Source organism: Blattabacterium cuenoti (assembly GCF_014252075.1).
Taxonomy (GTDB): domain Bacteria; phylum Bacteroidota; class Bacteroidia; order Flavobacteriales; family Blattabacteriaceae; genus Blattabacterium; species Blattabacterium cuenoti_AC.
Map to the genome: position 1 here is coordinate 315,161 of NZ_CP059209.1, position 12,364 is coordinate 327,524.

The 12,364-nt window shown below is 28.3% G+C and carries 10 protein-coding genes and 1 tRNA gene; 6 read left to right on the plus strand and 5 right to left on the minus strand.

The genetic code is table 11. From position 1 onward, the window contains the following. The first annotated feature begins 11 nt into the window (after window positions 1-11). Window positions 12-1,343, plus strand: a complete 1,332-nt coding sequence (locus tag H0H47_RS01515; protein WP_185866272.1) for an Nramp family divalent metal transporter — start codon at window positions 12-14, stop codon at window positions 1,341-1,343. Window positions 1,344-1,349: 6 nt separating this feature from the next. On the opposite strand, the gene rplI is transcribed toward H0H47_RS01515, so the two are convergent. The 5 genes from rplI to mnmE all read right to left on the minus strand — a co-directional run bounded on the left by rplI (window position 1,350) and on the right by mnmE (window position 5,442). Beyond that, entirely contained in the window at window positions 1,350-1,799 is a 450-nt protein-coding gene (rplI, locus tag H0H47_RS01520) for a 50S ribosomal protein L9 (RefSeq protein ID WP_185866273.1), read from the minus strand. Window positions 1,800-1,808: 9 nt separating this feature from the next. Beyond that, window positions 1,809-2,108 carry a 30S ribosomal protein S18 gene (rpsR, locus tag H0H47_RS01525; RefSeq protein WP_185866274.1) on the minus strand — a complete coding sequence of 100 codons (300 nt, stop codon included), beginning with the start codon at window positions 2,106-2,108 and terminating at the stop codon, window positions 1,809-1,811. Further along, window positions 2,105-2,455 carry a 30S ribosomal protein S6 gene (rpsF, locus tag H0H47_RS01530; protein ID WP_185866275.1) on the minus strand — a complete coding sequence of 117 codons (351 nt, stop codon included), beginning with the start codon at window positions 2,453-2,455 and terminating at the stop codon, window positions 2,105-2,107. Before rpsF ends, rpsR begins: the two co-directional genes overlap by 4 nt. A 67-nt stretch (window positions 2,456-2,522) precedes the next feature. After that, complete coding sequence (gltX, locus tag H0H47_RS01535; protein ID WP_185866276.1) at window positions 2,523-4,031, minus strand: glutamate--tRNA ligase; 1,509 nt, start codon at window positions 4,029-4,031, stop codon at window positions 2,523-2,525. Between the two features lie 19 nt (window positions 4,032-4,050). Beyond that, the gene (gene mnmE, locus H0H47_RS01540) at window positions 4,051-5,442 is read right to left on the minus strand and encodes a tRNA uridine-5-carboxymethylaminomethyl(34) synthesis GTPase MnmE (RefSeq protein WP_185865753.1); all 1,392 of its coding nucleotides are present in this window, start codon (window positions 5,440-5,442) and stop codon (window positions 4,051-4,053) included. Between the two features lie 237 nt (window positions 5,443-5,679). On the opposite strand from mnmE, the gene H0H47_RS01545 reads away from it, so the two are divergent. The 5 genes from H0H47_RS01545 to H0H47_RS01565 all read left to right on the plus strand — a co-directional run bounded on the left by H0H47_RS01545 (window position 5,680) and on the right by H0H47_RS01565 (window position 12,362). Further along, window positions 5,680-6,402, plus strand: coding sequence for a N5-glutamine methyltransferase family protein (locus H0H47_RS01545; RefSeq protein WP_238785074.1), 723 nt, complete (start codon window positions 5,680-5,682; stop codon window positions 6,400-6,402). 16 nt (window positions 6,403-6,418) lie between these two features. Next, the gene (gene ligA / locus H0H47_RS01550; RefSeq protein WP_185865754.1) at window positions 6,419-8,428 is read left to right on the plus strand and encodes an NAD-dependent DNA ligase LigA; all 2,010 of its coding nucleotides are present in this window, start codon (window positions 6,419-6,421) and stop codon (window positions 8,426-8,428) included. A gap of 154 nt (window positions 8,429-8,582) precedes the next feature. After that, window positions 8,583-10,985, plus strand: coding sequence for an endopeptidase La (gene lon / locus H0H47_RS01555; RefSeq protein ID WP_185865755.1), 2,403 nt, complete (start codon window positions 8,583-8,585; stop codon window positions 10,983-10,985). Window positions 10,986-11,039: 54 nt separating this feature from the next. Beyond that, window positions 11,040-12,275 carry a diaminopimelate decarboxylase gene (lysA, locus tag H0H47_RS01560; RefSeq protein ID WP_185866305.1) on the plus strand — a complete coding sequence of 412 codons (1,236 nt, stop codon included), beginning with the start codon at window positions 11,040-11,042 and terminating at the stop codon, window positions 12,273-12,275. 2 nt (window positions 12,276-12,277) lie between these two features. Further along, window positions 12,278-12,362 (plus strand) — tRNA-Ser (locus tag H0H47_RS01565). Window positions 12,363-12,364: the final 2 nt, after the last annotated feature.

Sequence of the window (12,364 nt, forward strand, 5' to 3'; positions counted from 1 at the left end):
ATTTTATTTTTATGCCAAAAAAAAAATCTTCTACAGGATGGAGGAATGAAAACAAGCACCCTTCCCTTTCTGAAGTTTTTTCTTCCGTTTCTGTTCCTAAAAAAAAAGGAATGTGGAGAAAACTTTTTGCTTTTACTGGTCCAGGACTATTGATCGCTGTCGGGTATATGGACCCCGGAAATTGGGCAACAGATATTGCTGGAGGGGCGAAATTTGGTTATATGCTTTTATCAGTTATTTTTATATCCAATTTTTTAGCCATTATTTTGCAACATTTGGCTTTAAAATTAGGAATTGTTTGTGAGAGAGATTTGGCACAAGCTTGTAGGGATCATTATCCACCCTTTATTAGTTTTATATTATGGATTTTATGTGAAATAGCCATTTCTGCTTGTGATTTAGCAGAAATAATTGGTTCTGTGTTAGCCTTAAAACTACTTTTTGGAATTCCCATAACATGGGGAGTATTGATTACAGCTATCGATATTTTAATCATTTTGTTTTTTCAATATAAAGGGTTTAGATATATTGAAAGCGTGGTTGCAGCCTTAATATTTACAATTTTAGTTTGTTTTAGTTTTGAAATTATTAGCTCAAAACCGGAAATTTTTTCCATATTAAAAGGCATTATTCCTAATCCAGAAATAATAAAAAACTCACAATCTTTTTATATATCTATCGGAATATTAGGAGCTACCGTAATGCCACACAATCTTTATCTACACTCAAGTATCATACAAACTAGAGATTATCCACGTACTATTGAAGGGAAAAAAATGGCTATAAAATATGCAACCATAGATAGTACCTTATCTTTATCTCTAGCTTTTTTTATCAATGCGGCTATACTAATTATATCTGCAGCCACTTTTCACAAAGATGGATATACAGAAGTTGCAGATATTATGCATGCACACAAACTTTTAACTCCTATACTCGGATCTAGCCTTGCTGGAGTTTTTTTTGCATTAGCTTTACTGGCATCAGGACAGAATTCCACACTAACTGGAACTTTAGCTGGACAAATAGTCATGGAAGGATTTCTGAATATCAGATTAAAACCTTGGATCAGAAGATTAATCACAAGACTGATAGCTATTGTTCCAGCTATGATCGCTTCTATTGTTTATGGAGAAAAAGGAACAGGTGAATTATTAATAATTAGTCAAATAATTTTATCAGTACAATTAAGTTTCGCTATTGTTCCATTAGTTTCTTTCACAGGAGATTCTAAAAAAATGGGCCCATTTGTCAATGGACCAATTTTAAAAATATCAGCTTGGTTGATTACTGTCATAGTGATATTCCTAAATTTATTTTTATTATATGATATTTTCCTTTAGTTTTAGTTAAGATGCTAATACTTCAAAATTTAACGTAAACTCGCGTTGTTGATGCAATCGTATATTTGCCTGATGTTTTCCTATTGTTTTAATGACTTTATTTCCAGGAATTCTAATAAATTTTTTATCTATTGAAATTCCTTCTTTATTCAAAATTTTCATGAGTTCTTGATTATTAATAGAACCGAAAAGTTTTCCTCCTTTTCCCACTTTAGCTGGGATTTTAATAGTTAATTTTCTTAACTTATTTTCTATTTGTTTTGACTTTTCAATTAGAAAATTTTCTTTTTTGGAGCGTTGCTTCAATATTTCACGAGTATTTTTTATTATTCCAGGTAATGCTAAAACCGCATACCCCTTAGGAATTAAATAATTTCTAGCATAACCAGGTTTAACATCTAATTCATCATATTGAAACCCCAAATTTTCTACATCTTTTTTTAAAAGAATTTTCATTTTTTTATCTTATCTTAAATCATCTGTAACAAAAGGCAAAAGTCCAATTTGCCTACATCTCTTGATAGCCGCATTTAATTTGTTTTGATTTTTTTGTAATGTCCCTGTAATACGACGTGGCAATATTTTCCCTTGTGCATTCAGGAATTTAATTAAAAATGTAGGATCCTTATAATCTATATATTTAATATTTCTTTGTTTAAAATAACAATATTTTTTTTCTACTTTTGTTTCTATTTTAATAGGAGATAAGTATCTTAAATCACTATCTTGTTGTTTTGTATTTTGATGTGTTTCCTCTAATATCATAATTCTTCATCTTTTTTTAATAATTTTTTTCTTCTTCTTTCTCCATATTCTACTCCATATTTATTTAATTTGACAGTTAAAAAACGTAAAATACGTTCATCTTGTCTTAATTTTAATTCTAAATCAGAGATTAAATTGGGGATCAACAAAAATTCAAATAAATGATAACAACCACTTTGTTTTTTTTGAATAGAATAAGCTAGTTTTTTTAATCCCCAATGTTCCTGATAAAGGATTTTTCCTTTTTTTTGGATTAGATAATTTTCATATTCTTTTGCTGTTTCTTTTGCTTGATCATCAGATAATATAGGAGTGATTATCATGATGTTTTCATAATGTTTAAGCATTGAATTTTTTTTACTTTTTACTAAAATGTAAATCTATATTTTTATGTTCTTTTTTCAAAAGAACATTCTATATTTTTTCTTTGATTTTATTTATCAATTTTTCTACGCGTTGTATGCTTTCTTCTTTTCCTAGCATTTCTAAAATCATGAAAATATCAATTCCTTTTAGAACCCCGACTAAAGCCAAGCGGAATAATTGCATGATTTTATGTCTATTTTTTCGATCCTCTTGAAACAAGTTTCTCAAATTGAGAGACGTAAATTGACTTGTATGAGATAACAATATTTTTGCATTTTCTAATTGATCGATAGATTTTTGATGACAAATTTTATTGAAAAAATTAGATTCATAAGAATTAGGAGAAATAAAAAAATAAAAAGAATGTTCCCATATTTCATGAACGAAATATATTCTATCAATCGTTATATGAATAATTTTCCACAAATAATCTTTTTTACAGAAGATCGAAACTTTTTTAAGTTTTTCGCAAAGAAATGAAAATATTTCTTTTTTATTTTTATTCAAATATTTTTTATTGAACCAATTAGCTTTTTTTAGATCAAAAAAAACACCAGATTTATTTATTTTTTCCAGAGAAAAAAAATTTATTAATTCTTGTAAAGAAAAAATTTCCCTTTTGATTCCAGGATTCCATCCTAATAAAGCTAACATATTCACGAATGATTCCGGAAAATAACCTAACTCCCTATATCCTGGAATGATGATTTGAGTCTCTGGAACTTTCCATTGAATAGGAAATATAGGATAATCTAAGCTATCTGCATTTCTTTTGCTTATTTTACCCTTTCCATCCTTTCTTAAAATTAAAGGTAAATGTGCAAAATGAGGTGGGATCCACCCAAAAGACCTATACAATAATATATGCAAAGACATAGATGAAAGCCATTCTTCTCCTCTTAAAACATGAGTGATTTTCATAAGATGATCGTCTATTGTATTAGCTAAATGATAAGTAGCCACTCCATCTGATTTTAACAAAATCTTATCGTCTAAATGATCTGTATCTACTATTATATTTCCACGTATGAGATCATACATATTCAATTTTTCTCCAGGTTGTGTTTTGAATCGAATCACATAGGAAGAACAAGATTGTAATTTTGCATGTAATTGTTTTTTCGTCATAGTTAAAGAATTATCCATATCCATTCGAATTCTATAATTATAAGAAAAAGTTAATCCACGATCGTTATATTCCTTCCTTTTTTGATCAATATCTGTATCAAAAGCATAATAAGCATATCCTTTTTCTAACAATTGATTTATATAATAACGATAAATATTCAATCTTTCAGATTGATAATAAGGGTAATAAGGGCCACCATAACCTACTCCTTCATCAGGTTCTATATGACACCATTTTAAAGTTTCAAGAATATACGATTCAGAATTAGAAACAAATCTTTTTCGATCAGTATCTTCTATTCTAAGAATAAATGTTCCTCCATGTTTTTTAGCAAAAAGATAATTATATAATGCAGTTCTGATTCCACCTAAATGAAGTGGTCCTGTAGGACTAGGAGCAAAACGAACTCTTACAAAATTTTGTAACATAATAAATAATTAATGAATCTTATTTTCCAATGCAAAATTTTGAGAAAATATTTTTCAGAATATCTTCACTTGTTACTTCTCCCGTTATCTCTCCTAAATAACGCAATGCTTCTTTAATATAGATAGAAACTAAATCTTCTGAAAGCCCTTTTTTTAAAGCATCATAGGCTAATAAAACCTCTCTTAATGAAAGTTTCAAAGTTTCATAATGTCTGCTTTGTGTAACAACTATATTCTTTTCTTTTAATCTTTCAATAAATAAATGATTTAAAGTATCTAGGACTTTTTTTACTTCGTGACGATTTTTGGAAGAAATTTCAAAAAAATAAGAAACCTTAGACTTGATATTATCAAAATCATGAAAATAGGATAAGTCTGATTTATTCGCTATTGCAAAAATATCTTTTAATGGATACTTTTTTTTAATTTTTTGAATATCACTAATAATTTTTTTCTGTTTTTTTCTTTTTGAAGAATCAAAAATATATAATATCACTTGAGACTCTTCTATTTTATTCATGGTTTTTTCAACACCCATAGTTTCTATGGGATCTAGGGTTTTTCTAATTCCTGCTGTATCAAAAAAATGAAAAAGAATTCCATTTAAAACGATTTCTCCTTCTACACAATCTCGAGTCGTTCCTTCTATATGGGATATAATAGAACGATTTTCTTGAATCACCTGATTGAAAAAAGTAGATTTTCCGACATTGGTTTCTCCAATAATGACCACATCTACTCCTTTTTTTATGGCATTCCCCAACGAAAAAGATTCAATTAAATCTTTTAAAGTATCTTCTAATTCTTGTAAAAATGAAAAAAGTTCTGATCTACTAACAAAAATCACATTTTCTTCAGAAAAATCTAACTCAAGTTCTAGTAAAGATGCAAAATCCAACAATTTTTTTCTTAAATTATTAATGGTTTTAGATAATTTTCCTTTGATTTGTTGTAAAGAAATTTCATGATAAGCTTTATTTTCAGATAAAATCAATTCGGCTATAGCTTCTGCTTGTGATAAATCCACTTTTTTATTTAGAAAAGCACGAAATGTAAATTCTCCAGGACGGGCTAAACGGATTCCTTTTCTAATTAGCAATTGCAAAATCTTTTGTTGAATATAATAAGATCCATGACAAGAGATCTCTATCATATTTTCTCCTGTATAAGAAAAAGGAGATCTAAAAATAGAAATTAATACTTGATCCAATAAATTCTTATCTTCTTCTATAAGATACCCTAAATGAATAGTATGTGTAGATTGATTTTTCAGTTTTTTTCCAGGTTTAATAGGAAGAAAAATATTTTCAACAGTAGATATGGAAGTTTTTCCAGAAAGACGAATAACAGAGATAGCACTGGCCCCAATAGGAGTTGCTAAAGCAACAATGGTATCTTCATCTTCTAACATAATGACAAAGATTAGATGAATATAAAAATAAGAATTTTTTAATTCACATGATTTCAATTAACTTCAATTTATGAGATCTTTTGACAAATTTTACTGTTTATTTCAAAAAACTCTTCAAAATTTATATACAGAACCTAAAGAGATAGAAAGTCTATTTTTTTTACTTATGACCCACATTTTTAAATGTGATAAAACAACTGTTTTATTACAATTAAGCAGAAAAAAAAAATCAATTTTTTGATTTATAAAAAATTAATCAAAAAATTATGGGAATTAAAAAAAAATAGACCTATTCAATATGTAATTGGAAAGGCCTACTTTTTTGGAATGGAATTCATAGTTAATGAAAATGTATTCATACCAAGACCAGAAACAGAAGAACTTGTGTACTGGATTCTAAAAGATCACAAGAATACAAGCAACATTAAAATATTTGATATTGGAACAGGAAGTGGATGCATTAGTATTACCTTAAAAAAGAAAAAACCTGAAATTGGACATATTCATGCAATAGATTTTGATCAAAAAGCTCTTGATATAGCTCGTAAAAATGCAAAATTACATAATGTAAAAATTTCATTTAAAAAAGTGGATCTTTTGAAAAATTCTATTTTTTCGATCCCAAAAATGAATAAAAAGTCTGTTAGCATTATTGTGAGTAATCCTCCTTATGTCAGACTATCTGAAAGAAAATTATTACATCCAAATATTATTCAATACGAACCTTTTCAAGCTTTATTTGTTCCTGATGAAGACCCTTTGATTTTTTATAAAAAAATTTCCTTTTGGATCAAAAAAAAATTGACCGGAATTGTTTATGTTTATTTTGAAATCAACCAATTTATTTATTTAGATATTATTCATTTTTTGAAAAAAAAAGGATTTTTAAATATAAAAATAAGGAAAGATTTTCAAGGTTTTTTCAGAATGATTCGTGCAGTATATTACGTAGATAAATAAATAAGATTAAAATCACATGGATCAAAAAAAAATAATAGAAAAAAAAATACACAAACTAAGAAAAGAATTATCAAAATATAATTATAAATATTATAGAATGGACATTTCCGAAATCTCGGATTATCATTTTGATAAAAAATTAGAAAAATTGTCTTTTTTAGAAAAAAAATATCCTGAATTCTATGATCCGACCTCCCCCACAATAAAAATAGGAGCAGAGTTTCATAAAACGTCCTCTATCTCTACAATTTTTTATCATAAATACAAAATGTATTCTCTTCAAAACACCTATTCTAAAAAAGAATTAATAATTTGGAAAAAAAAAATCAGTAAATTAATTCATCCTTTATCCTTTGTCTGTGAACTAAAATATGATGGAGTATCCATTAATTTAATTTATAAAAACGGATTTTTAACAAATGCGCTTACTCGTGGAGATGGAGAAAAAGGAGAAAATGTCACAGAAAATATAAAAACTATAAAATACGTTCCATTAAAATTAAAAGGATATAATTATCCTGCGTATCTTGAAATACGTGGAGAAGTTTTTCTTCCTACAAAAAATTTTATAGAAATTAATAAAAAACGTATAAAAAGTGGACAAAATCCTTATGCAAATCCAAGAAATACGGCTAGTGGAACACTAAAAATTCATGATCATAAAGAAGTCCGTAAAAGAAATTTGTTTTGTATAGCATTTCATGTTGCGGGAAAAAATTTGCCTTTTAACACACAATATGAATCTCTCAAATACATAAAAAATTGGGGTTTTCAAATTCCAGAAACAGCACGTTTTTGTAAAAATATAGAAGAAGTATTTCATTTCATAGATTTTTGGAATCTATGGAAAGAGAAACTCCCCTACCAAATAGATGGAATCGTTATTAAAGTAAATGAATATCAAAAACAATCTTTTTTAGGGTTCACCAATAAATATCCACGATGGGCTATTGCCTATAAATTCAAACAAAAATTGTCTGAAACCAAACTATTAAGCCTTACGTTCCAAGTAGGACGTACTGGGATAATTACTCCTGTAGCAAATGTAGTTCCCATCTCTATTTCTGGAACCAGAATCAAAAGAGTTGCTCTTTACAATGACAGTTTTATACAAAAAATGGGAATTCATTATGGAGATTCACTTTTATTAGAAAAAGGAGGAAATATTATTCCAAAAGTAACAAAAATCAATATAAAAAAAAGATCTAGTAAAGCATTTCCTGTATTATTTTTAAATAAATGCCCATCATGCAATAGCACTTTAACAAAAAAAAATGAATTATTTTACTGCACAAGTAAAAACTGTTCTTCTCAAAGAAGAAAAAAAATAAAACATTTCGTAAGCGAAAGGGCTATGGATATTCAAAATATTGGGGAAAAAATGATAAAAAAACTATACGAAAAAGGTTTATTATATAATTCTTATAATTTATATGAATTAAAAAAAGAAGAACTCCTTCAAATAGAAGGAATTAAAGAAAAATTGGGAAATAGCATTATAAAAAACATAGAAAAATCTAAATCTAATCCCTTTTATAAAGTATTATATTCCTTAGGGATTCGTCATGTAGGAGAGTATATTTCAAGGAAATTAACCGAACACTTTTTGGATATCAATTCTTTAATGCATACAAACTATGATCATTTAATTTCTATTTCAGGAATAGGAAAAAAAATAACAGAAAGCATAATCACTTATTTTTCAATTCCTGAAAATCAAAAAGTAGTTAAAAAGCTAATCAAATATGGATTAAATTTTTCAAAATGTTCTATGAGTAAAAAATTTTCTTATATCGAAGGAAAATCTTTTGTCTTCACAGGAAAATTATCTTGTATGACCCGAAATCAAGCTAAAAATATGGTAGAAAATCTAGGTGGAAGTGTCTATCATACTGTCAATAATAAAATTGATTTCATAGTAGTTGGAAAAAATTTTGGTTCAAAATTCAAAAAAAGTATGGAAAAAAATCATATAAAAATTCTAACAGAAAATCTTTTTATTGATATACTTAAAAAAGAAAAATAAATCAAATTTTAAACGATTGTTTTAAAAGAAAAATAGTCAGTATAGATGGTTTTGTTTTTCATATAGAAAACAGTATATTTAATTCTTAAGTGATGATGATGAATTCATGCATCACAGAATTAATGCATCATTTAAGTAAGAAATCTATTTTTTTATGTTACTAAAAAATATATTTACAGAATCTGGATTCGAGTCTGAAGCGGAGTTTATACCCTTAATGAGTCAAGATGAAGAGGATCAGCTTCTTAAAGACGATGTTCCTGAACAATTATGTATATTAACAGTCAGAAATATGGTTTTATATTCAGGAATTGTTTTTCCAATCATAGCAGGAAAAAGTGGATCCATTCAATTGTTACAAGATGCTTATGGATTTGATAAAACAGTTGGAGTATTAACACAAAAAAATTCTGGAATAGAAAATCTCAGTGAAAAAGATTTGTATTCTATTGGAACGGTTGCTAAAATCTTAAAATTACTAAAAATGCCTGATGGAAATACCACTGTTATTTTACAGGGAAAAAGAAGATTCAAAGTCAATCGTTTCATTCAAAATGATCCCTATTTTAAAGCAGAAATCATAGCTTTAGAAGAAAACAAACCTTCCTGCAAGGATAAAGAATATCTTGCTTTGGTAGAATCCATAAAGGAAATTGCCATAAAGATCATTCAGGATAACCCTAATATTCCATCAGAAGCGAGTATTGCCATTAGAAATATAGAAAGTCCTTCTTTTTTAATCAACTTTGTAGCAGCTAATATGAATTTAGCTACCAGAGATAAACAAAAATTGTTAGAATATGATGATTTAAAAAAAAGAGCAATGGAAACGTTGCGTTTTCTCAACGTAGAACATCAACAAATTAAATTAAAAAATGATATTCAATCTCGTGTTCGTAGTGATATGGATCAGCAACAGAGAGAATATTTTTTGCATCAGCAAATTAAAGCCATACAAGAAGAATTAGGAGATATCTCTTATGAAAAAGAAATTGATGAAATGCGCGCTAAGGCGTCCAGAAAAAAATGGACAAAAGAAGCAAAAAAACAGTTTGATAGAGAATTGCTAAAAATGCAAAGAATTAATCCTCAAATGCCTGAATACACAGTGCAGAGAAACTATCTAGAATTGATGATTGATCTCCCTTGGGGTAGATATTCAAAAGATAGTTTTGATTTAGAATATGCACAAAAAATATTAGATAGAGATCACTATGGACTGGAAAAAGTCAAAGAACGTATTATAGAATATTTAGCTGTCTTAAAGTTAAGAGGGGACATGCGTTCTCCTATTTTATGCTTTTACGGACCACCTGGGGTAGGAAAAACTTCCTTAGGAAGATCTATAGCCACTGCTCTGAAAAGAAAATACGTACGTATTTCTTTAGGGGGATTACATGATGAATCTGAAATTCGTGGACACAGAAGGACTTATATAGGAGCCATGCCTGGTCGGCTTTTGCAATCTATACGAAAAGTAGGAACTTCCAATCCTGTTTTTGTGATAGACGAAATAGATAAAATGGGTTTAGGTACAAATGGAGATCCTTCTTCCGCTATGTTAGAAGTTTTAGATCCTGAACAAAATACTTCTTTTTACGACAATTTTTTAGAAATGGGTTATGATTTGTCAAAAGTATTGTTTATTGCTACAGCAAATTCACTTTCCCATATCCAACCAGCTCTTATAGATAGAATGGAAGTTATAGAAATGAATGGATATACCGTGGAAGAAAAAACACAAATTGTAAAGAAACATATACTTCCTAAACAACTAAAAGATAATGGATTAAAAAAATCAGAATTAATACTTGGAACGAAACAAATAGAAAAAGTCATTGAAAGTTACACCAGAGAATCCGGATTGAGAACTTTGGAAAAACATATTGCTAAATTAGCTCGTTATGTAGCCAAGCATATTGCTATGAACAAAAAATATGTGAAACATTTAAGTATTGAAAAAATAGAAAGTATTCTCGGAATTCCAAATGACCCTGATCGTTATGAAGAAAATAATGTTCCAGGTGTAGTTACAGGTTTAGCTTGGACTCATTTTGGTGGGGATATTTTATATATTGAATCCAGTTTATCCAAGGGAAAAGGTAATTTAAGTATTACTGGAAATTTAGGAGAAGTAATGAAAGAATCTGCAACGATTGCTTTGCAGTATATTAAAGCGAATTATAAAAAATTTAACATAGATCCTATCATGTTTGAAGAAAAAAATGTACATGTTCATGTTCCTGAAGGAGCTGTCCCCAAAGATGGTCCATCTGCAGGAATAACAATGTTAACCTCTTTGGTGTCAAGTTTTACGAAAAGAAAGTTAAGACCCAATTTGGCTATGACAGGAGAAATTACCCTGAGAGGGAAGGTCCTTCCTGTAGGTGGGATTAAAGAAAAAATTCTAGCGGCTAAACGGGCTAATATTAAAGAAATTATTCTTTCACAGGACAATAAAAAAGATGTAGAAGAAATTAAACCAGAACATTTAAAAGGATTAACCTTTGATTATGTTAGAAATATGAATGACGTGATTCATTTATCTTTATTGTAAAGAAATTAATTCAAACATAATTTCTATATCTTTTTTTGATTGATTAAAAATATGATGAATGAATTAGAAGATATGAGTTCCTCAGTTCATAAAGAATACTTAATTCAATTAGCGAAAAAATACGGAACTCCACTTTATATATATGATTCTTGCAAAATCAAGAAACAATATATCAATATGAAAAATGCTTTCAGTGGAATCAATAATTTAATAATTAATTATGCTTGTAAAGCTAATACAAATCTGAATATATTAAAATTTTTAAAAAAATTAGGAAGTGGATTAGATACGGTATCTATCCAGGAAGTAGAATTAGGATTAAAAGCTGGATTTCCGCCTAAAAGCATTATATTCACACCTAACTGTGTTTCTATTCAAGAAATCAAGAAAGCCGTTGGTTTTGGAGTTAGAATTAACCTAGATAATCTATCCATTTTAGAACAGTTTGGAGAATATTATCCAAATTATTCTATAGGTATAAGAATCAATCCGCATATTATGGCAGGAGGAAATTCAAAAATTTCAGTAGGACATATTGATTCTAAATTTGGAATTTCTTATTATCAAATTCCTCATATGAAAAGAATATTAAAAAATACAGGCCTCAAAATAGAAGGATTTCATATGCATACAGGATCTGATATATTAGACGTAAAATCCTTTTTAGAAGGGGCGAAAATATTGTTTCAAACAGCTATTGATTTTCCAAATCTTGATTATATTGATTTTGGAAGTGGTTTTAAAGTTCCATATAAAAAAAATGATATCAAAACAGATCTTACTTATTTAAGTGATTTTATCACGGATAAATTTAAAGATTTTTGTAAAGATTACGGAAGTCAAATTGCTTTGATTTTTGAACCCGGTAAATTTTTAGTTAGTGAATCTGGATATTTTTTAGTTAATGTAAATGTCATAAAACATACTACTTCGACTGTATTTGCTGGAGTAGATTCAGGTTTTAATCATTTCCTTCGTCCTATGTTTTATAATGCTTATCACTGTATTGAAAATATTTCTAATCCAAACGGTCGTTTTCGTTTTTACACAGTCGTTGGATATATTTGTGAATCGGATACTTTTGGTTTGAATAGAAAAATTCAAGAAATCCGTGAAGGGGATATTTTGTGCATGAAAAATGCGGGAGCTTACTGTTTTTCTATGTCTTCTAATTATAATTCTCGTTATAGACCTGCTGAAGTTTTGATTTTTCAGGGAAAAGATTTTCTTATAAGAAAAAGAGAAACTATGCAAGATCTTCTGAGAAACATAGTGGAAATACATATGTAAATGGAGAGATGGCAGAGTGGTTAATTGCGACGGTCTTGAAAACCGTTGAGGGTTATGCCTCCGGGGGTTCGAATCCCTCTCTCTCCGCT